This window comes from Defluviitalea phaphyphila (assembly GCF_001466305.1).
Taxonomy (GTDB): Bacteria; Bacillota; Clostridia; order Lachnospirales; family Defluviitaleaceae; genus Defluviitalea_A; species Defluviitalea_A phaphyphila.
Genome location: NZ_JWID01000003.1, coordinates 143,136 through 165,573, shown reverse-complemented (window position 1 = coordinate 165,573; position 22,438 = coordinate 143,136). Strand labels below are relative to the sequence as shown.

Genomic DNA, 22,438 nt, shown 5'->3' with positions numbered 1-22,438 from the left:
TAAATGGATAAAATAATTTTAGCATCCTCTTCTCCTCGAAGAAAAATGCTTTTAGAGCAAATAGGAATTCCTTTTAATATTATAATTAGTAATGTAGAGGAAATTATTAATTCTAATATTTCGCCTAGTGAATTGGTAAAAAGTTTATCAAAACAAAAGGCGGAAAATGTATCAAATAATTTAAAGGGAGATTTTATAGTAATCGGTGCAGATACGGTAGTAGTATATAAAGGGAAAATTCTTGGAAAACCTAAAGATAAAAAAGAAGCTTTTTGTATGTTATCTATGCTTCAAGGGAATATTCATGAAGTATATACAGGGATTACTATAATAAGAACTAAAGATAAATTAATAAAAACTGGAGTAGAAAAAACAGAAGTATATATGAGAGAATTATCATCTGATCTTATAAACTCTTATATAGAAACTAATGAGCCTATGGATAAAGCTGGAGCTTATGGAATACAAGGAAAAGGAGCAGTTTTAATTGATAAAATACATGGTGATTATAATAATGTAGTAGGACTTCCATTAAATTTACTTTCTAAATTATTAGAAGAAATAGGTATTAATATTTTTAAGGATTATATTTTCAAACTTTAGGAGGAAAATAATGGGGTTACATATGTCTATGAAGGATTTACCAGAATTTGAAAGACCTTATGAAAAACTTGAGTATTATGGCTCAGAAGTATTATCTGATGCAGAACTATTAGCTATTATATTTAGAACTGGTTCTAAAAATATACGAGCAGTAGAATTGGCTCAAAAACTTTTAGCTTTAGAAAAACAAGAAGGACTTTATGGTCTTTATCAATATTCCATAGAAGAATTAATGAATATAAATGGGATAGGAAAAGTAAAAGCTCTTCAAATAAAGGCTGTATTAGAATTATCTAAAAGGATTTCTAAACGACAGGGTATGTTAAAATATAAAATTAATTCTCCTAAAAGCATAGCCTCAATTTATATGGAAGAAATGAGATATTTAAAACAAGAATATTTTAAAATAGTAATTCTTAATACTAAAAATCAAATTATAGGAGACAAGAATATTACAAAAGGAAGTATAAATTCATCCATTGTTCATCCAAGAGAAATATTTAAATATGCTATTAAAAAAAGTGCCACTAGTATTATTATGATTCATAATCATCCCAGTGGAGATCCTAATCCTAGTAAAGAAGATATTCAAGTAACTAAAAGAATAGTTGATGGAGGAGAATTACTTGGAATTAACATATTAGATCATATTATTATAGGAGATGGGATATATATAAGTTTAAAAGAAAAAGGGATAATATAGAGTCTTAATAGACTCTTTTTTATTGTTATTTTTGTTGAAAAAAATAGTAAAAAAGAGTATGATGTTACTAGTATATAATAAGTATATTAAATATGATTGAAAATTATATAAAATAAATGTATTATATTTGATGGATTTTAAAAATATGGTCTATAATAAATAATAAAAAAAGAATATAAAAAATAATAAATTGAATTATTTTAAATTAAAAACTAGGAGGAAAAGGAATGTTTTTTTCAAAAGACATGGGAATAGATTTAGGAACAGCAAATACATTAGTATTTATGAAAGGAAAAGGGATTATAGTTAACGAACCATCGGTTGTGGCTATAAATACAATAAGTAAAGAAGTATTAGCTGTAGGGGATGAAGCAAAACAGATGATAGGAAGAACTCCTGGAAATATTATAGCTACTAGACCTTTAAAAGACGGAGTTATTGCAGATTTTGCAACTACTGAAGCAATGCTTAAATATTTTATTAAAAAAGCATATAAAAAAGGAGTATTTGGGTCAAAGCCAAGAGTTATTGTTTGTGTTCCTTCAGGGGTAACTGCAGTGGAAATGAGAGCAGTATATGAAGCTACAAAAAATGCTGGAGCGAGGGAAGCTCATTTAATAGAAGAACCTATGGCGGCTGCAATTGGAGCAGGACTTCCAGTAGAAGAACCAACAGGGAATATGGTAGTTGATATTGGTGGTGGAACTAGTGAAGTAGCCGTGATTTCTTTAGGAGGAATTGTTACCAGTAAATCTTTAAGAGTTGCAGGAGATGAGTTAGATGAATATATTGTAAATTACATTAAAAAAGAATATAATCTTATGATTGGGGAAAGAACAGCAGAAGAAATAAAAATGACTATAGGGTCTGCATTTCCAAAAGAAAGTGAAGAAAGTAAAGAAATTAGAGGAAGAGATTTGGTAACAGGGTTACCTAAAACCATGAATATTACATCTACTGAAATTATGGAAGCTATTAAAGAACCTGTTAATGCTATTATAGATGCAATAAAATATACTTTAGAAAAAACTCCTCCTGAATTAGCGGCAGATATTATGGAATCAGGGATTATGTTAACTGGAGGAGGGGCTTTACTTTCTGGTTTAGATAAATTAATAAATAAAGAAACAGGTATGCCAGTTAATATAGCTGATGAGCCATTAAATTGTGTAGCATTAGGTACAGGTCTTGCGTTAGAACATCTCGATACATTAAAAAATGTATTAATATCTCCAAAAAGATTATAATAAATCTAAAAGGAGGAGAATTTTTTTTGAAGTGGCTATCTAAGATTTCAAACAAACAAATTATAATTTTTGTAACTATAATATTAATTATTACAATTATCCTTACGTTTAATAAAAGAAATAATCTTTCTTTTATTGAAAAAGGATTAGGATATATAATTATTCCTATTCAAAAAGGAGTTAGTGAGATAGGAGAATGGACATCTAATCAAATAGAGTTTATTAAAAATATAAAAAATTTAGAAAAACAAAATCAAGAACTTATAAAAAAAGTTGATGAATTGACTTATGAAAATAAAATATTACAGCAATATAAAGAAGAAAATGAGAGATTAAGAAGCCTTCTGGAATTAGATAAAAAGTATGCTGATTATCCTAAAATAGGAGCTGAAATTATAGGAAAAGATCCAGGTAACTGGTATAATGTATTTTTAATAGATAAAGGAACAAATGACGGTTTAGATGTAGATATGGTTGTAATTTCAGGAAATGGATTAGTAGGCCATATTATAGAAACTGCTCCTAATTATTCAAAAGTATTGTCTATAATTGATGATAGAAATGCAGTTAGTTCAAAAGTTTTAAGAACAGGTGATTTAGGTGTTACAAAAGGAGATATAAAATTAATGGATAGTGGATTATGTAAAATGGAATATATAGATGTAGAAGCAGATATTATTAAAGATGATGAAATAGTTACATCTAATTTAAGTGATATATACCCTCCAGGAATTATGATTGGAACTGTTAAAGAAATAGAAACAGAAAGTCATGGATTAACCAAATATGCAATAATTGAGCCAGTAGTTGATTTTAAACATTTAGAAGAAGTATTAGTAATAAATAAAAAATGGAATAAAAAAGATGAATAATAAAAGGAGTAATATATGTGAGAGCATTTTGTATAGCTTTAATTTTAACAATAACAAATGTTCTTCAATCTACTTATTTTCAACACATTAGAATAAGAGGAACTATTCCTAATATTTTTATAACAATTATCATTTCTTTTGCACTTTTAAGAGGAGAAAAAGAAGGAGGAATTGTAGGATTTTTTGCAGGACTTATACAAGATATTTATTTTGGGATGGCATTAGGATTTAATACATTACTTTGTATGTATATAGGATATTTTTGTGGAAAATTAAATAAAAAATTTTATAGAGAAAATTTTTTACTCCCTATTATATTGACAGTAGTTAGTACAATTTTTTATGATTTAAATATATATATATTTAGTTATCTAGTAAGAGGTAAGGTAGATTTTAAGTTTTTTTTGAATAATATTATTATTCCAGAAGCAGTATATACAGGAGTGATTTCTATATTAGTATATCAAGGGATTTATTATTTAAATAAAAAATTAGAATTAAGAGAACAAAAATATAAAAAATTATTTAAATTATGAAATTATTAATTGTAAGTTTTATATAATAAGGGGGGGGAAATATGAATGATGAAAATTGTGTAATGTTTAAAGGCACGAAAAACGGATTAGTAGTTTTATTAAATTCAGAGATAGATTTTGATACTTTAAAAAAATATTTGAAGAAAAAGACAAAAGATGCTAAAGCTTTTTTTAAAGGAGCTAAAGTCAGTCTTACTTTTAAAGGAAGAACTTTAAATGAAGAAGAACAATACGAATTACTAAAAATTATTTCAGAGCAAACAGAACTTAATATAAGTTATATTTATGATGAAGAAGATAGTATTAATGACACAGAAAATATTTCTGTTAATAGTAAATTTCGAGTAGATAAAACTAAATATTATAAAGGAACAATTCGTTCAGGACAATGTATTAAAACTGAAGAAAGTATAGTAATAATTGGAGATGTAAATCCAGGAGGAGAAATTATAGCGGGTGGTAATATTATTATACTTGGAGCATTAAAAGGTATTGTTCATGCGGGAAGTATCGGGGATGAAAAAGCTTTTGTTGCTGCTTTAAATATGAAACCCATGCAGCTTCGTATTGGAAGTATAATAGCACGAGCTCCTGATAATAAAGATATTATTGATAATTCAAAAGCAGTTCCACAAATAGCTTATTTACATAATGGGAATATATACATTGAACCAATAGATTACAAAACACTAGGAAATTTGTAGTATTTTCATGGATATTGATGAATTTTGTAAAAATAAAAATGATGCATTTTTTTAATATTTCTGTTAGAATATTATATATATAGATTATATAGAGATTATGTTTTGCTAACAAGGGGGAAATTTAATGAGTGAGGTTATTGTAGTAACGTCTGGTAAAGGAGGCGTTGGCAAAACTACTACAACAGCTAATATAGGAACAGGTCTTGCATTGATAGGAAAGAAAGTAGCATTAGTTGACGCAGATATAGGTCTTAGAAATTTAGATGTTGTTATGGGGTTAGAAAATCGGATAGTTTATGATTTAGTTGATGTGGTAGAAGGCCATTGTAGAATTAAACAAGCTTTAATAAAAGATAAAAGATATCCTAATTTATGTTTGCTGCCAGCTGCGCAAACAAGAGATAAAAATGCTGTTAGTCCTGAGCAAATGCAAAAATTATGTGATCAATTACGAGAAGAATTTGATTATGTAATTATTGATTGCCCTGCAGGAATTGAACAGGGATTTAAAAATGCAATTGCTGGTGCAGATAAAGCTATTGTAGTTACAACTCCAGAAGTATCTGCAGTTCGCGATGCAGATAGAATTATAGGTCTATTAGAAGCAAGTGAACTGAGAAATCCCAACTTAATTTTAAATCGTATTCGTATGAATATGGTGAAGAGAGGGGATATGATGGCCATGGAAGATGTTGTAGATATTTTAGCTATTGATTTATTGGGAGTTGTTCCTGATGATGAAAATATTGTTATCTCTACTAATAAGGGAGAACCTGCTGTAGTAGACGCTTCTTCTTTGGCAGGACAAGCTTTTAGGAATATTGTGGATAGAATTACTGGAAAAGAAGTTCCACTTTTAAACTTAGATACAAATGATGGTTTTATGGCTAAAATAAAAAAATTATTTGGAATAGGTAATTAAAGGATGTGAATTACCATGGAATTATTAAATTTTTTTAACAAAAAAACAAAATCAGGAAATGTAGCTAAGGATAGATTAAAACTTTTACTAATTCATGACAGAATTAATTGTTCTTCAGAACTTCTTGAAATGATGAAAACAGATATTATTAAAGTAATTTCAAATTATATGGATATAGATGAAACTGAATTAGATATACAAATTTCTCAAACAAAGTCGGAAGAAAATAATGGGACAGTTCCAGTTTTATATGCTAATATTCCTATAAAAAATATAAGAAAGGCGAATAATAATGAATTAAGCAGGATTTAATCCTGCTTAATTCATTGTAATGGTGAATAGAAATGATTTCCAAACAACAACTTAAATTTTTTGACATATTAATAGTTTTTTTAGTGACGGTTTTGGTAATAATAGGACTTATTGCTATAAGTAGTGCTCAACATGTTAATTCAGGAGCTGACCCTATATATGTTCGTAAACAAATTATATGGTTTATAATTGGTTTTATTTTAATGCTTATAACGGCTTTTATTGATTATAATACGTTAGGAGAATTATATATAATAGCATATGTAGTTAGTTTAGGACTTCTTATAGCAGTAATATTTTTTGGAGATGATGCTAAAGGTGCAGTAAGGTGGTTGAATATCGGACCTATAAGAATACAACCTTCCGAGTTTTCTAAAATAAGTATAATTTTATTTATGTCTAAATTAATTGATAAGAAAAAAGAAAAAATTAATAAATTTAGTACCTTAATATTATTAGTAATTTTTTTAGGTTTACCTGTTTTTATGATATTAAAACAACCAGATTTATCTACTAGTCTTGTTTTTATCGTTATTTTTTTGGTATTATTATATATAGGAGGTATTAGTTATAAATATATATTTGGCTCTTTTATTATAGGGGTCCCTCTTATAATGTTATTATTTATTTATATACAAAATCCGAATCAAAAACTTTTGAAAGATTATCAAAGAGAAAGAATTATGGCTATGATTTATAAAGAGGAAGCGGAATATTCTGATGATTATTTTCAAACTCAACAATCTATACATGCTATAGGTTCTGGACAACTTTATGGAAAAGGTTTATATAAAGGAACATTAAATCAATTAAGTTATTTACCAGAGCCTCATACAGATTTCATATTTTCTGTAATAGGAGAAGAATTTGGTTTTATTGGATGTATTTCTATAATAAGTCTTATATTTTTACTTATTTTAAAAAGTCTTTGGATTGCAAGATACTCAAAGGATTTATTTGGCAAATTATTAATTGTGGGAGTTGTAACAATGATAGCTTTTCAAACATTTGTAAATATAGGTGTTGTTACAGGTTTACTTCCTAATACAGGAATTCCTTTACCTTTTATTAGTTTTGGAGGGAGTTCATTATGGACTAATATGATAGGAATAGGACTAATATTAAATGTAGGCATGAGAAGACAGAAGTTATTTTTTAGGAGGTAAGGTTTATGAATATTGGATTAGTTGCTCATGATGCTAAAAAAAAATTGATGGAAAATTTAGCCATTGCTTATCGTCATATATTAATTAAACATAATCTTTATGCAACGGGAACTACAGGAAGGTTAGTAGAAGAAGCAGCAAATTTAACCGTACACAAATATCTTGCTGGGCATTTAGGTGGAGAACAACAGTTAGGAACTCAAATTGCCCATAATCAAATTGACATGGTAATTTTTCTGAGAGACCCTGTATCTAAAAAGAATCATGAACCAGATATTAATGCTTTAATAAGATTATGTGATATTCACAATATTCCAATTGCAACAAATTTAGCTACAGCAGAGCTTCTTATTAAAGCTTTAGAACGGGGAGATTTAGAATGGAGAGATATTGTTAGATAGATAAAAGACTTTGTTAAAAAAGTCTTTTATTTTTTCATAAAAAAGCCCTATTAATAATATATTTTATTATATTAAAATAAATATAGGAGGGGCTTAATGAGAAAAAAAAACAATATACGAAGAACTACAAGAAGAAAAAATAGAAGTTATCAAAAAAATACAAAAGAATTTATAATAAATATTTTTTTAAAACAATTATCTATTAGTATATTTTTGTTTGTTTTAATTATAATTTTTCAATTTATTCCTTTAAAAAGTACAACTTTAATCATGGAAGATATAAATAAAAAAATTAATTATACTATGACATGGGGTGAAGTAATTAAAACTATAAAAAATACTGTTACTTATATTCCTTTAGTAAAGAATTGGATAAAAGAAAATGATGAAATAGAACAAGACAATTCAGAAAAAGAACTCTTTCAAGATAACTCTTTAGAAAAAGATGTCATAATAGATGACAAGTCTGATAATGCTGAAGATATATTCCTATTGGAATCAGAATTGGGGGAGTCATAGAAGAAAACAGTATGAATTCTAAAATAGAAACAGAAGATTTTAATGATATATGGTTAAATCCTGTAGATGGTATTATCACATCAACCTTTGGGAAGAGAATAAATCCCATATTAAACAAAGAAGAATTTCATAAAGGGATTGATATTGGAGCTGAAGAAGGAAGTTATATTATTGCAGTAAAAAAAGGAAAAGTATTAGAGATAAAATTATCTTCAACTTATGGAAATATATTAAAGTATGAAACAGAAGATGGATATGTAATTATATATGCTCATTGTAAAGATATTTTTGTAAAAAAAGATGAATTTATTGAAAAAGGTCAAATTGTAGCTAGCGTAGGAAATACAGGAGGGCTATCAACTGGACCTCATTTACATTATGAGATATCAAAAAATGGTGTGTTAATTGATCCTATAAATTATGTAAATTTGCCTGTATTAAAAGAAGCTATAGAGTAACAGAATTAATCTATTTATTGTATTTCCTACCTTTTTAGTTGCAATTCTTTCTTTAATTTTGTACAATGGAATTTAAGATGTTTCATTTATTTAACTAGAATGTATATCGCTTAAGGAGGTTAATTATAAATGAGTAAAAGAGAATCTTTGGAGGAAGTTTCAGTTGATGAAACTGTTCGTCAGCAAGAAATTATAAAGCAATTATCACTTATATTTAAAGGAAAAGGACTTAAATATTTTATACAGACGTTTGGTTGCCAAATGAATGCTCATGATTCAGAAAAATTAGAAGGAATGTTAAAACAAATAGGATATGAAAAAGCAGATAAAGAAAAAGAAGCAGATTTTATTATTTATAATACCTGTTGTGTGAGGGAAAATGCTGAACAAAAGGTGTATGGTAAATTAGGGTATTTAAAAACTCTTAAAGAAAAAAATAAAAATTTAATTATTGCTATATGTGGATGTATGATGCAACAGGAATCTGTTCTTAAAACAATTAAAACAAAGTATAATCATGTAGATATTATTTTTGGCACATTTAATTTATATAAAATGCCAGAACTTTTTCAAACATATTTAGAAACAAGAGAAATGATTATTGATATTTGGAAAGAACATAAGGATATAGTAGAAGATTTACCAAGTATAAGAAAATATAAATTTAAAGCCAGTGTTAATATTATGTATGGATGTAATAATTTTTGCACTTATTGTATTGTGCCATATGTAAGGGGTAGAGAAAGAAGTAGAGAAGTTGATGATATTTTAAATGAAATTAAAGATTTGGTAAATGATGGAGTAAAGGAAGTTATGCTTTTAGGTCAAAATGTAAATTCTTATGGAAAAACTTTAAAAGATAAAACAACTTTTTCTGAGTTACTTAGAAAAGTTAATGAAATAGAAGGATTAAAAAGAATAAGATTTATGACATCTCATCCAAAAGATCTTTCAGACGAATTAATAAAAACAATAAAAGAATGTGATAAGGTATGCAAATCTCTTCATTTACCTTTCCAAGCAGGAAGCACCAAAATTTTAGAGAAGATGAATAGAAAATATTCTAAAGAACAATATTTAGAATTAGCAACAAAAATTCAAAAAGAAATTCCTGATATTACATTAACTACAGATATTATAGTAGGATTTCCAGGAGAAACTGAACAAGATTTTGAAGATACTTTAGATATAGTACGAAAAATTAGATTTAATGGAGCATTTACTTTTTTATATTCTAAAAGAACAGGAACTCCAGCAGCTACTATGGAAGAACAAGTTGACGAAAAAATAGCTACTAAAAGATTTAATAAACTTCAAGAAGTATTAATACCTATTATTACTGAAAAAAATAAGGCTATGCTTGGTAAAAAAGTTGAAATATTAGTTGAAGGAAGAAGTAAAAATCATAAAGAATTTCTTACTGGAAGAACTGAAGGAGGGCATTTAGTTCATTTTAAAGGAGATAGTTCCTTAGTTGGAGAATTTGTAAATGTTGAAATAATTGAACCAAAAACTTTTTATCTTATTGGAAAGATTTGTTAAAATAATTTTATGCAATATGGAGGGACAAGTTTTGCCATTAACACCAATGATGCAACAGTATTTAGAAATAAAAGAAAAATGTAAAGATTGTCTTCTTTTTTTCCGTCTTGGAGACTTTTATGAAATGTTTTTTGAAGATGCTTTAACAGCATCAAGAGAGTTAGAGATTACTTTAACAGGAAGAGATTGTGGATTAGAAGAAAGAGCCCCTATGTGTGGGGTTCCTTATCATTCTGCAGAAACTTATATAAATAAATTAATTGATAAAGGGTATAAAGTAGCTATATGTGAGCAAGTAGAAGATCCTAAATCATCAAAAGGAATTGTAAAGAGAGAAATAATTAGAATAGTAACTCCTGGAACAATAATAGATCCTAATGCTCTAGAAGATGATAAAAATAATTTTTTAATAAGTGTATATAGTAATATTAATTCTTATGGAATAGGAATTGTAGATGTAACAACAGGAGAGTTTCATGTAACAGAAATTACAGGAGTTAATTCTAATAGAAAACTTCTAGATGAAATAGCAAAGTATAAACCTTCTGAAATAATATGTAATGAAGAATTTATAAATTCTAAGGAAATAATAAAAGAAATAAAAAATAGATTTCATACTTATATTAATCAATATCATGAGTGGAGTTTTGATTATGAAATTTGTTATAAAAAATTACTAAATCATTTTAAGGTACAAAGTTTAGATGGATTAGGGCTTAAAGAATTTAATTTTGGAATTTGTGCTGCTGGTTCTCTTTTAGAATATTTGAGTGAAACTCAAAAAATTAGTATGGGGAATATAACAGGAATTACTCCTTATTTTATAGATGAATTTATGAGACTTGATATTTCTTCAAGAAGAAATTTAGAATTAACTGAAACTTTAAGAGAAAAAACTAGGAAAGGAAGCTTGCTTTGGGTATTAGATAAAACTAAAACAGCTATGGGAGCAAGACTTCTTAGAAAATGGTTAGAACAACCTTTATTAAAAAAAGAAGAAATAAAAAAACGGTTAGATGGGGTAGAAAATTTTAAAAATAATCCTATGTTAAGAGAAGAATTAAAAGAACTTTTAAATAAAATATATGATTTAGAAAGATTAATGAGTAAAATAATTTATGGCACTGTAAATGGAAGAGATTTAATTGCATTAAAAAATTCTATTTCTGTACTTCCTCATATTAAAAGTTTATTGTCGGAATGTGATGCGAGTTATCAAAAAGAAATTTATAATTCTATGGATACTTTAGAAGATATTTATGAATTAATAGAAAAATCAATTATACCAGAACCTCCTATTTCTATAAAAGAAGGAGATTTAATCCGTGAAGGATATAATGAAGAAGTAGACAAATTAAGGAAGGCTAAAAAAGAAGGAAAACAATGGATTGCAACTTTAGAAAAAGAAGAAAAAGAAAAAACGGGAATTAAAAATCTTAAAATAAAATATAATAAAGTTTTTGGATATTTTATTGAAATAACAAAATCCAATTTAGATTCTGTTCCAGAACATTATGTAAGAAAACAAACATTAGCTAATTCAGAAAGATATATTACTCCAGAACTAAAAGAAATAGAAGATACTATATTAGGAGCAGAAGAAAAAGTAGTGGAATTAGAATATAATCTTTTTACTGAAATTCGTGAACACATTGCAAAAGAAGTGACTAGAATACAGAAAACTGCTAAAGAAATTGCTATAATAGATGTATTACAATCTTTAGGAGAAGTAGCTGAAAAGCAAGGTTATGTAAAACCAGAGATTACAGAAGAAGATATTATTTGGATTGAAGAAGGTAGACATCCGGTAGTAGAAAAAATGATGTCTATGGAACAATTTATTCCTAATGATACTTATTTAGATGAAAAAGAAAACCGTTTTATTATTATTACAGGACCTAATATGGCTGGAAAATCTACTTATATGAGACAAGTTGCTCTTATTGTACTAATGGCTCAAATAGGAAGTTTTATTCCTGCTAAATCTGCTAAAATAGGGCTTGTAGATAGAATTTTTACTAGGGTTGGTGCTTCTGATGATTTAGCTTCAGGACAAAGTACTTTTATGGTTGAAATGTCAGAAGTTGCTAATATACTCAATAATGCTACTAAAAAAAGTCTTATTATATTAGATGAAATAGGAAGAGGAACTAGTACATTTGATGGATTAAGTATTGCTTGGGCAGTTACTGAATATATTAGTAATAATAAAAAATTAGGATCAAAAACTTTATTTGCAACTCATTATCATGAATTAACGGAATTAGAAGGGAAAATTGAAGGAGTAAAAAATTATTGTATTGATGTATTAGAAAAAGGAGACGATATAATTTTCCTGCGTAAAATTAAAAGAGGAGGAGCTAATCATAGTTATGGGATAGAAGTGGCAAAATTAGCTGGGTTGCCACAAGAAGTAATTAATAGAGCAAAGGCCATACTAGCAAAAATAGAAGAAACAGATATTTCAAAGTCTACAAAACAAATTCATGAAAAATATGAAATCAAAAAAGAAGAAAAGGTTAAAGAACCTATTCAATTAGATTTATTTTATTCGGAACAAGTAAAATTTATAAAAGATTTAATAAACTTAGATGTTTTAGATATGACTCCTATGGAAGCTATTCAGAAGCTTTATGAGTTAAATAAAAAAGCCAAAACTCTAATTAAGGAGTGATTTCTTGAATTCAATACATAAATTAGATGAAAGTACTATTAATAAAATTGCTGCTGGAGAGGTAGTAGAAAGACCGGCTTCAGTTGTAAAAGAATTAATTGAAAATTCTATAGATGCTAAAGCTAGTGCAATTACTGTAGAGATTAAGAATGGTGGGATATCCCTTATTAGAATAACTGATAATGGTATAGGAATTCCTAAAAATGATGTAAAAACAGCTTTTTTAAGACATAGTACAAGTAAAATTAATACAGCGGAAGACCTAGAAAGTATATCTTCTTTAGGATTTAGAGGAGAAGCATTAGCTAGTATTGCTGCTGTGTCACAGTTAGAAATAATAACAAAAGTTTTAGGAGATATTACAGGAAAAAGATTAGAAATACACGGAGGACATTTTAAAGAAGAACAAGAAATAGGATGTCCAGAAGGGACTACATTAATAGTACGAAATTTATTTTACAATGTACCAGCAAGGAAAAAATTTCTAAAAAAACCTTCTACAGAAGCTTCATATATTAGTGATATTGTGTACAAAACTGCTCTAGGACATCCGGAAGTATCTTTTAAATATATTAATAATAATTCTATTATATTCCATACTTCAGGGAATAATGATTTAAAAAATTGCATATTTAATGTATATGGAAAAGAAATTGCAAAAAAAATGATTGAAATAAATGAAGAAAATGGAGATTTAAAAATAACAGGATTAATTGGAAAACCAGAAATAAATCGTTCTAATCGTACATACGAAAGTTTTTATATTAATGGAAGATATATTAAAAGTAAATTATTAGAACAAGCTGTGGAAGAAGCTTATAAAACACTCCTTCCAATTAATAAATTTCCCATAGTGGTAATTCATATTTTTATAAATCCCAGTAAAATTGATGTTAATGTTCATCCTACAAAAATGGAAGTTCGTTTTCGTGAAGAAGAAATAATTTATAATTTTGTACTTAATTCTATAAAACAAAATTTAAAAAATAAAGTTTTGATTCCAGAAGTTACATGGGAATCTTCTAAAAAAGAAAATTTATTTAAACCAATTTCTAAATCTAATAATTTACCTGAACCTTTTGAAATAGAAAATAATAACGTTTCTAAAGAAGTGGTTCGTGAAGAAAATATAATACTAGAATCTAAAAATGATAATAATTCTAAAAGAAATAATTTTACAAAAGATTCACAACAAAATAATAAATTAGGAGCTATAAGAAAAGAAAACTCAAAAAAACGAGATATTGAAAAAAAAGATGAAAAAATAATAAAAGATATAGAAAATATAAAAATAGAAGATATTCAAACTGACTCTTCAGTTAAAAATTATAAGATTATAGGACAAGTTTTTAAAACTTATTGGATAGTAGAACAGGAAAATACTATGTATGTTATAGATCAACATGCAGCTCATGAAAGAATACTATATGAAAAATTTATTAATGATTTTAAAACTCAAAATATTCATTCTCAGACCTTGTTAGAACCTTTAGTTATTAATGTTTCACCAAGAGAAAAAGATATAATAGAAGAAAATAAAGAATTATTTTTAAAATTTGGGTTTGAAATAGAAGAATTTGGAGAATTAGCTTATGTAATTCGTTCCTTACCTATACTTTTTGATGGTCCTATAGATAGTGGCTTTTTTTTAGAAATAGTAGATACATTTTTAAATGATATTAAAATTAGAAATGCCTATGATATGAAATTAAATACTATTGCCACCATTTCTTGTAAAAGTGCTGTAAAAGCAAAAGATAATTTAAGTTTTGAAGAAAGTAAAGCTTTAATAGAGCAGTTACTTGCTTTGGAAAATCCATATACATGTCCCCATGGAAGACCTACTATAATATCTATGAATAAATATGAAATAGAAAAAAAATTTAAAAGAATTCAATAGTGGAGGGAATAATGAAAAAACCATTAATTGTTATTGCAGGACCTACTGCTTCAGGAAAAACTAAAGTTTCTATTGAACTAGCTAAAAGAATTAATGGAGAAATTATATCTGGGGATTCTATGCAAGTTTATAAATATATGAATATTGGGACAGCAAAACCCACTAGAGAAGAAATGGAAGGAATTCCTCATTATTTAATAGATGAAATAGACCCCAAAGAAGAATTTAGTGTAGCTATTTTTAAGCAAAAAGCTAAAGATTATATAAAAAAAATATATGATAAAAATAAGATTCCTATATTGATTGGTGGAACTGGTTTTTATATTCAATCAGTTGTTTATGATATCGATTTTACAGAAACAAATATAGATATAGAATATAGAAATTCATTGCAACAGTTAGCAAAAAAAAATGGAAATCAATATCTCCATAATATGCTTTTTAAAGTAGACCCTGTTTCTGCTAAAGCAATTCACCCAAATAATGTAAAAAGAGTAATTAGAGCTTTAGAATATTATAAACAAACCAATAAACCTATTTCTGAACATAATAAAGAACAAAAAAATAAAAATAGTCCTTATAATACATTATTTTTTTGTTTAACTATGAATAGAAAAACCTTATATAAAAGAATTAATAAAAGAGTAGATAGTATGATAGAGGCAGGATTAGTAGAAGAGGTTGAAAATCTTTTAGATAGAGGATATAGTCCTAAGTTGATATCTATGCAGGGACTTGGATATAAGGAAATAGTATGGTATTTAGAAGGGAAAATTTCTCTTGAAGAAGCTATATATATAATTAAACGAGATACTAGGCATTTTGCTAAAAGGCAACTAACATGGTTTAGAAGACAAGAAACTCCATATTGGATTAATGTAGAAGATATGGAATTTGATGTGGAGAAAATTGTAATAAATATGATGAAATGTATTGAAGATTTTGGTATTATAATATAGAATATAATTATATATATATATTTAAATTAAAAGAGGAGTGGATTTAATTGGGTAAAACCATAAACCTTCAAGATGTATTTTTAAATCAAGTTCGCAAAGAAAAAACAATGGTAACAATTTTTTTAACCAATGGTTTTCAATTAAAAGGATTAGTTAAAGGTTTTGATAATTTTACTGTCATACTAGATAGTGAAGGAAAACAACAAATGATTTATAAACATGCAATTTCTACTATTGTTCCTTCTAAATCAATTTACTTTAACTATAATCAAGAAAAAAATGAAGAGGAATAATGGCTAATTATGACCACCTAAAAAAGGTGGTCTTAATTAAGTATTAAGGTTTTAAAGGGAGATTTTTAATGATAAATATGGATGCAATTTTACATAATCAATTTGGACTAAGTTTTAAAGTAATTGAATTTTGTAAAGAAGTTGAAACAGATATAGAACCCCAGTTTAAAAAAATTGATTCAATAGCAGAATATAATCAATTAAAAGTTTTACATGCTATGCAAAAAAATAAATTAAGTGATGTTCATTTTGCAGCTACTACAGGGTATGGATATAATGATTTAGGAAGAGAAACTATAGAAAACATTTATGCAGATGTATTTAAAACTGAAAGTGGTTTAGTTCGACCTCAGCTTATGTCAGGAACTCATGCTTTGACTGTAGCATTATTCGGGAATTTACGTCCAGGAGATGAGTTGCTTTCTCCTGTAGGTAAACCCTATGATACTTTAGAAGGAGTTATTGGTATAAGAAAAACAAAAGGTTCGCTTAAAGAATATGGAGTAACATATAAACAAGTAGAATTAAAAGATGATGGTTTTGACTATGATGAAATTAAAAAGGCCATAACATCAAAAACCAAAATGGTAACTATTCAACGTTCAAAAGGGTATCTTTGGAGACCAACTTTATCTGTAGACCAAATAAAAGAACTCATGTCCTTTATTAAAAGTATAAAAAAAGATATTATTTGCATGGTAGATAATTGTTATGGAGAATTTGTAGATATAATTGAACCAACTGAAGTAGGGGCAGATATAGTTGTAGGGTCTCTTATAAAAAATCCAGGTGGAGGAATAGCTCCAACTGGAGGATACATAGTTGGTAAAGAAGAATATGTAGAAAATGCAGCCGTTCGTTTAACAGCACCAGGTTTAGGAAAGGAAGTAGGAGCTACTTTAGGATTAAATAGGTCAATATTACAAGGGCTTTTCTTTGCACCACAAGTAGTATCTGGAAGTCTAAAGGGAGCTGTATTTGCTTCTAGAATATTTGAAAAAATTGGATTTGAAGTAATGCCTAAGTCTAATGAGAAAAGACATGATATTATTCAAGCTATTCAAATGAAAAATTCTGAAAATGTAATTGCATTTTGTCAGGGAATTCAAAAAGGGTCTCCAGTGGATAGTTTTGTTGTTCCTGAACCTTGGGACATGCCAGGATATGATAGCCCTGTAATTATGGCTGCAGGAGCTTTTGTACAAGGATCATCTATAGAATTAAGCGCTGATGCTCCTATTAAACCACCGTATACCGTATTTTTACAAGGAGGATTATCTTGGCATCATGCCAAAATAGGAATAATGATGGCATTACAAAATATGATTGAAAAAGGAAATATAAAAATATAAAAAAAGAGAATGCTTATACATTCTCTTTTTTTATAATTGATTCTATTTCATCCAACCATATTCTAGAAGAAGCATCACTAGGCATTCTCCAATCTCCTCTAGGAGATAAAGAAATAGAGCCTACTTTCGGTCCATCCGGTAAACAGGAACGTTTAAATTGTTGAGAGAAAAATCTTTTATAGAATACTTTAATCCATTTTAAAATGGTTTGTTTATCATATATCCCTTTAAAAGCAATTTGTGCTAAAAATATAATTTTAGATGGAGTAAATCCAAAACGTATTAGATAATATAAGAAAAAATCATGTAATTCATAAGGGCCTACGATATCTTCAGTTTTTTGATTAATATTACCATCTTTAGTAGGGGGTAATAATTCTGGGCTTACAGGAGTATCCATAATATCTATTAAAATTGATTTTATATTTTTTGGCATTTTAACATCGTTAATCCATGAAATAAGAGTTCTTACTAAAGTTTTAGGAATACTTGTATTTACTCCATACATAGACATATGATCTCCATTATATGTCGCCCATCCTAAAGCCAACTCAGAAAGATCACCAGTTCCTATTACTAAACCATTTTCTTTATTAGCTAGGTCCATTAATATTTGAGTTCTTTCCCTTGCTTGCCCATTTTCATAAGTTGAATTATGAATTTCAGGATTATGATCAATATCTTTAAAATGTTGTAAGCAGGCATCTTTAATTGAAATTTCTTTTATAGTAACTCCTAAATTTTTCATTAGATTAATAGCATTTTTATAAGTTCGATCAGTAGTTCCAAAACCTGGCATAGTAATTCCTAAAATATTTTTTCTATTCATTTTTAATTTATCAAATGCTTCAACGCAAACTAGTAAAGCAAGAGTAGAATCAAGTCCTCCAGATATTCCTAAAACCACAGTTTTAGCTTTTGTATGTTCTAATCGCTTAATAAGCCCATTGACTTGAATAGAAAAAATTTCACTACAACGTTCATTTTTTGTTTGTATATTAGATGGAACAAAAGGATAAGGATTAATATATCTCGTTAAATTAGAAAGTTTATTAAAAGATAATTCAAAATAAATTGTTCTAAAATTTTTAGAATAATTTTCATCACTACCTATTAATGTTTTAAAACTGGAAGATTTTCTTCTATCTGAAATTAGTCTATCTAAATCTAATTCACTATATATTATGGGAATATTATCTTCAAAAGGACGTCTTTCTTTTAAAAGACTTCCATTTTCATAAATCATAGCATGTCCGCCAAAAACTAAATCAGTTGTAGATTCTCCATATCCACAGGATACATATAAATATCCTGTCATACATCTTGCTGATTGTTGTTTAACTAATGATTTTCTATAATTACTTTTACCAACAGCTTCATTACTAGCAGAAGGATTTAATATAAGGGTAGCTCCATGAAGACATTGAAATGAACTAGGAGGAATAGGAGTCCATAAATCTTCACAAATTTCTATTCCAATACAAAGATTTTTATTATTAGTACTTTTAAATAAAAGGTCAGTTCCAAAAGGAACAATTTGATCACATAATTTTATTTCCTTACTAATTGCATTAGTAGAAGATGCAAACCACCTTTTTTCATAAAATTCTCCATGATTAGGGATAGCTGTTTTAGGAATTACCCCTAAAATTTTTCCGTTTAGTATAAAAACTCCACAATTAAAAAGTTGATCATCTACCATTAAAGGTATTCCTACCAATATTAACATATTAAGATTAGCAGAATAATCTATAATACGTTTTAATTCTTTTATGGATTCATTTAAAAGAAGTTCATTATTAAATAAATCACCACAAGTATATCCTGTAATACATAATTCAGGAAAAGCTAAAATTTGTACTAAATTTTCTTTAGCTTGTTTAATAAGCTTGATAATTTCATCTACATTCTTTTTACAATCACAAACTGTAACTTTGGGAACAGCTGCACCTATTCTTATAAATCCATTACTCAATATTATCATCTCCTAAAAGCTTTCCTTAGTTAAAATTTTCTAAATAAACCTATTACTTTACCTAATATATCGACATTAGAAACTATAATTGGATTCATTGTTGAATTTTCCGGCTGTAAACGGATATGATCTTTTTCTCTAAAAAATCTTTTTATAGTAGCAGAATCTTCAATCATAGCAACTACAATATCTCCATTTTCAGCTGTACTTTGTTTTCTAACTAAAACTAAATCATTATCAAAAATTCCTGCTTCTATCATACTATCTCCTTGTACATTTAACATATAAACAGTATCATTTTTAACATAATCAACTGGTAAAGGAAAATAATCTTCTATATTCTCAACAGCTAAAATAGGTTGCCCAGCTGTTACATTCCCTACTATAGGAACATTAACTAATTCACGACGAATATTATAAAATCCATCATCCAGTATTTCAATAGCTCTTGGTTTTGTAGGATCACGACGTATTAAACCTTTTTTTTCCAAACGATTTAAATGACCATGAACTGTTGAAGTAGACTTTAGCCCTACGGCATCACATATTTCTCTAACGGATGGTGGATATCCTTTTTCTTTAATTTCTTTTTTTAAATAATTTAAAATTTCTTGTTGTTTATCACCAATTTTTTTCATATAGTCACCTCACTATATAGTATAGCTTATTATATCATATATATTACAAAATATCAAACTTATGTTCGATATAAACTTATAATATCAAAAAATTTATATTGACTAAGAATATTTGTTCGCATATAATATATACAAACAAATGTTCCGGAGGGATTGATATGAGAATAAAAAAATTATTTAAAAAATACCGTTTATTCTTATTGTTAGTTTTATTTATATGTATATTCCAAGTTTTTTTTATAGTTGTTACTTATAGTTTTACTGAAGAAAAAAAGCAAACATATAATCCCATTAAAAAATATAAGCAAGTTAGAATAAAAAAAGGAGATACTCTTTGGGATATTGCAAAAGAGTACAAGCCTGAAAATCAAAGTATAAACCAATATATAAATTATATAAAAGAATTTAATAATATGAAAAGTTATGATATTTATGCAGGAGATAATATTATAATTCCCATTTATAAAGAAAAATAATAATATATTATATTTTTCTTAATTTAACTGCCTTAGCAGCAGACCTTCTTCTTTGGTCATCTATTTGAGCATAATGTTTTCTGGTAGTATTTACATCTTTATGCCCTAATACATCAGCTACGAGATATATATCACCGGTTTCTTGATATAAATTAGTTCCATAAGTACTTCTAAGTTTATGGGGGGAAATTTTTTTTAGTTTAGTAACTAAGGAAGCATATTTTTTAACTAAATTTTGTACAGAACGAACGGTTATCCTGCGATTTTGTAAAGAGAGAAAAAGTGCTCTTTCATGACCAGGCTTAGGAGTCTTTTTTAGTCTTTCTTCTAAATAATTATTTAATGCTTCTTCAACTTCCTCTCCAAAATAAATTACCATTTCATTTCCCCCTTTTCTAGTAATTTTTAATCCATTTACATTAAAATCTATATCTTCTATATTTAATCCAACACATTCAGATACACGAATTCCTGTTCCTAGTAGCACAGTAATTAGTGCTAAATCTCTTAGTTTTGTATAATTATGATATCTTTTTTGGGTAGTTGTTAATTTTTCCCCATTTTCCACTTCATCTAAAAGTTTAGCCACTTCATCAACTTCTAATCTAACAATGTTTTTTTCATGGATTTTAGGCATTTCAACTAGCATAGAGGGATTAATAGATATTTTTCGTTTTTTATAAAAGTACGAAAAAAAAGTTCTAACAGCGGCTAATTTTCTAGCTTTTCCTCTTTCATCATTTTGATATTCAATTAATTTATTAGGATTTTGAGGATGAGGCTTTGTATAATATGAAAGATATTCTAAAAACATTTCAATATGGTCTGGAGTAATAGCTTCTAAATCTTTTATTTCTAAGTCTTTTATATTTTTATTTTTTAAACTTGGATGGACTTTTAATATATATTCAAAAAAAATTCTTAAATCATATGCATATCCAATTCTTGTTTTAGGAGAAGTAGTGGGCTCAATTCCTCTAAAAAATTCAAAAGCAAAAGGTGGAAGATAGGAAAGAAGAGAACGAAGTCTAATAGAGTTTTTTTGTTTTTCTTGTTCATGATAATTAAATTCAGACATTGAATCATTCCCCCTAAATATTAGTATAAAATTATTATACAAATGAATGTTCTAAATATCAAATTAATTAAATTTATACAAAAAAGTTGTTAATATATTGACTATATCCAAATATTATATTATTATGTTATCGTATTATATCGATTTAATTATAATTTTAAGGAGGAAGATAATGAAAAAAGTAAGGTCTCATATGTCTTGGACATGGATTTTAATGGTAACATTTTTTATATTATCTATATTAGATATTCGTTTTGGAATATTAGGTTTTATATGTATGGGAACTCCTCTTTATCTTGCTCTTAGAGGAAAAGGGAAAATTCATTGTGCTAAATATTGTCCTAGAGGTTCTTTTTTAGGAAATTTTTTAAAATATGTTACCATTGATAATGCTCTTCCTAAAAAAATAAATACTCCTAAATTTAGGAATGGTGTTTTAATATTTATGCTTACGGTGTTTGGAATTTCTTTATTAAATGCAGGAATGAATTTTAATAAAATCGCAATGACTATGTTTAGATTTATGTTAGTTTCATCTATTGTATCTATTTTAATGGGAGTATTTTTTAAGCCAAGAAGTTGGTGCCAAATATGTCCAATGGGGCATGCAACAGCTTTAATTAAAAAAACACAAACAAATAAAAATAAATCTTAAAACTTTGTGGCTCTGGAAACTCTTAATCTCCAGAGCTAATTTTTATTAAATTTTTAATTGAAATTATAAATTAAATAATTTATTTTATTGTATGGAATATTAAATAATGATTTTTCCTACAATTATTTGACGCTATCCTTATTATATATCTATTTGACTTTTATAAAAGTTAATGGTATTATTTAAAATAATATTATATAAAAATGTTGTTAATTCTAGGGAAAAGGGTGAAAATCCCTTGCTGTAGTCGCAGCTGTAACCGTGGATAAGGATTATGGTATCCACTGCACTTTATGTGTGGGAAGGGATAATCCGAAGATGAAGCGGAAGCCAGAATACCTAGGTTAACAATCTTCATATTTCTTTCGACTTAAAAGAATTTGAAGATATACAAAAATTTTAATTTTAAGTTATTAAGTACTTAATAACTTAAAATTATTTTTGTATGTCTAA

At 27.1% G+C, this 22,438-nt stretch carries 23 protein-coding genes and 1 riboswitch; of the genes, 20 read left to right on the top strand and 3 right to left on the bottom strand.

Going from position 1 to position 22,438, the window contains the following annotated elements; all coding sequences use genetic code 11:
* Positions 1-3: 3 nt before the first annotated feature.
* The 18 genes from OM90_RS03480 (at position 4) to OM90_RS03395 (ending at position 17,163) form a co-directional block, all read left to right on the top strand.
* Positions 4-603 carry a nucleoside triphosphate pyrophosphatase gene (locus tag OM90_RS03480; RefSeq protein ID WP_058485500.1) on the top strand — a complete coding sequence of 200 codons (600 nt, stop codon included), beginning with the start codon at positions 4-6 and terminating at the stop codon, positions 601-603.
* 10 nt (positions 604-613) lie between these two features.
* Positions 614-1,306, top strand: a complete 693-nt coding sequence (gene radC / locus OM90_RS03475) for a RadC family protein (RefSeq protein WP_058485499.1) — start codon at positions 614-616, stop codon at positions 1,304-1,306.
* A gap of 227 nt (positions 1,307-1,533) precedes the next feature.
* Positions 1,534-2,553 (top strand): rod shape-determining protein, encoded by a 1,020-nt coding sequence (locus OM90_RS03470; protein ID WP_058485498.1) that lies wholly within the window; start codon positions 1,534-1,536, stop codon positions 2,551-2,553.
* Positions 2,554-2,579: 26 nt separating this feature from the next.
* On the top strand, positions 2,580-3,425 hold the full coding sequence (mreC, locus tag OM90_RS03465; protein ID WP_058485497.1) for a rod shape-determining protein MreC: 846 nt from the start codon (positions 2,580-2,582) through the stop codon (positions 3,423-3,425).
* 17 nt (positions 3,426-3,442) lie between these two features.
* Entirely contained in the window at positions 3,443-3,961 is a 519-nt protein-coding gene (mreD, locus tag OM90_RS03460; protein WP_058485496.1) for a rod shape-determining protein MreD, read from the top strand.
* Between the two features lie 41 nt (positions 3,962-4,002).
* Positions 4,003-4,665: a septum site-determining protein MinC gene (gene minC / locus OM90_RS03455; protein ID WP_058485495.1), complete on the top strand. Its 663-nt coding sequence runs from the start codon at positions 4,003-4,005 to the stop codon at positions 4,663-4,665.
* Positions 4,666-4,789: 124 nt separating this feature from the next.
* Positions 4,790-5,587 carry a septum site-determining protein MinD gene (minD, locus tag OM90_RS03450; RefSeq protein ID WP_058485494.1) on the top strand — a complete coding sequence of 266 codons (798 nt, stop codon included), beginning with the start codon at positions 4,790-4,792 and terminating at the stop codon, positions 5,585-5,587.
* Positions 5,588-5,602: 15 nt separating this feature from the next.
* Positions 5,603-5,899: a cell division topological specificity factor MinE gene (minE, locus tag OM90_RS03445; RefSeq protein WP_058485493.1), complete on the top strand. Its 297-nt coding sequence runs from the start codon at positions 5,603-5,605 to the stop codon at positions 5,897-5,899.
* A 32-nt stretch (positions 5,900-5,931) separates the two neighbouring features.
* Positions 5,932-7,065 (top strand): rod shape-determining protein RodA, encoded by a 1,134-nt coding sequence (rodA, locus tag OM90_RS03440; protein WP_058485492.1) that lies wholly within the window; start codon positions 5,932-5,934, stop codon positions 7,063-7,065.
* Between the two features lie 5 nt (positions 7,066-7,070).
* Positions 7,071-7,466 (top strand): methylglyoxal synthase, encoded by a 396-nt coding sequence (locus OM90_RS03435; RefSeq protein WP_058485491.1) that lies wholly within the window; start codon positions 7,071-7,073, stop codon positions 7,464-7,466.
* A gap of 96 nt (positions 7,467-7,562) precedes the next feature.
* Positions 7,563-7,985, top strand: coding sequence for a hypothetical protein (locus OM90_RS03430; protein ID WP_058485490.1), 423 nt, complete (start codon positions 7,563-7,565; stop codon positions 7,983-7,985).
* Between the two features lie 11 nt (positions 7,986-7,996).
* On the top strand, positions 7,997-8,443 hold the full coding sequence (locus OM90_RS03425) for a M23 family metallopeptidase (RefSeq protein WP_058485489.1): 447 nt from the start codon (positions 7,997-7,999) through the stop codon (positions 8,441-8,443).
* A gap of 129 nt (positions 8,444-8,572) precedes the next feature.
* Positions 8,573-9,985, top strand: coding sequence for a tRNA (N6-isopentenyl adenosine(37)-C2)-methylthiotransferase MiaB (miaB, locus tag OM90_RS03420; protein WP_058485488.1), 1,413 nt, complete (start codon positions 8,573-8,575; stop codon positions 9,983-9,985).
* Between the two features lie 16 nt (positions 9,986-10,001).
* The gene (mutS, locus tag OM90_RS03415) at positions 10,002-12,659 is read left to right on the top strand and encodes a DNA mismatch repair protein MutS (RefSeq protein ID WP_058485591.1); all 2,658 of its coding nucleotides are present in this window, start codon (positions 10,002-10,004) and stop codon (positions 12,657-12,659) included.
* Between the two features lie 4 nt (positions 12,660-12,663).
* Positions 12,664-14,559, top strand: a complete 1,896-nt coding sequence (mutL, locus tag OM90_RS03410; RefSeq protein WP_058485487.1) for a DNA mismatch repair endonuclease MutL — start codon at positions 12,664-12,666, stop codon at positions 14,557-14,559.
* An 11-nt stretch (positions 14,560-14,570) separates the two neighbouring features.
* On the top strand, positions 14,571-15,518 hold the full coding sequence (gene miaA / locus OM90_RS03405; protein WP_058485486.1) for a tRNA (adenosine(37)-N6)-dimethylallyltransferase MiaA: 948 nt from the start codon (positions 14,571-14,573) through the stop codon (positions 15,516-15,518).
* A 47-nt stretch (positions 15,519-15,565) separates the two neighbouring features.
* Positions 15,566-15,811, top strand: coding sequence for an RNA chaperone Hfq (gene hfq / locus OM90_RS03400; protein WP_058485485.1), 246 nt, complete (start codon positions 15,566-15,568; stop codon positions 15,809-15,811).
* Positions 15,812-15,879: 68 nt separating this feature from the next.
* Complete coding sequence (locus OM90_RS03395) at positions 15,880-17,163, top strand: methionine gamma-lyase family protein (protein WP_242860855.1); 1,284 nt, start codon at positions 15,880-15,882, stop codon at positions 17,161-17,163.
* Between the two features lie 13 nt (positions 17,164-17,176).
* On the opposite strand, the gene OM90_RS03390 is transcribed toward OM90_RS03395, so the two are convergent.
* Both OM90_RS03390 and lexA read right to left on the bottom strand, forming a co-directional pair.
* Positions 17,177-19,138 (bottom strand): NAD(+) synthase, encoded by a 1,962-nt coding sequence (locus OM90_RS03390; RefSeq protein WP_058485484.1) that lies wholly within the window; start codon positions 19,136-19,138, stop codon positions 17,177-17,179.
* Between the two features lie 29 nt (positions 19,139-19,167).
* Positions 19,168-19,776 carry a transcriptional repressor LexA gene (gene lexA / locus OM90_RS03385; RefSeq protein ID WP_058485483.1) on the bottom strand — a complete coding sequence of 203 codons (609 nt, stop codon included), beginning with the start codon at positions 19,774-19,776 and terminating at the stop codon, positions 19,168-19,170.
* 158 nt (positions 19,777-19,934) lie between these two features.
* On the opposite strand from lexA, the gene yneA reads away from it, so the two are divergent.
* Positions 19,935-20,252 carry a cell division suppressor protein YneA gene (gene yneA / locus OM90_RS03380; RefSeq protein WP_058485482.1) on the top strand — a complete coding sequence of 106 codons (318 nt, stop codon included), beginning with the start codon at positions 19,935-19,937 and terminating at the stop codon, positions 20,250-20,252.
* 7 nt (positions 20,253-20,259) lie between these two features.
* On the opposite strand, the gene OM90_RS03375 is transcribed toward yneA, so the two are convergent.
* Positions 20,260-21,330, bottom strand: a complete 1,071-nt coding sequence (locus tag OM90_RS03375; RefSeq protein WP_058485481.1) for a tyrosine-type recombinase/integrase — start codon at positions 21,328-21,330, stop codon at positions 20,260-20,262.
* A 172-nt stretch (positions 21,331-21,502) separates the two neighbouring features.
* Here OM90_RS03375 and OM90_RS03370 point away from each other — a divergent pair, with 172 nt between their 5' ends.
* On the top strand, positions 21,503-21,985 hold the full coding sequence (locus tag OM90_RS03370; protein WP_058485480.1) for a 4Fe-4S binding protein: 483 nt from the start codon (positions 21,503-21,505) through the stop codon (positions 21,983-21,985).
* A gap of 193 nt (positions 21,986-22,178) precedes the next feature.
* Positions 22,179-22,348, top strand: a riboswitch (cobalamin riboswitch).
* Positions 22,349-22,438 lie beyond the last annotated feature (90 nt).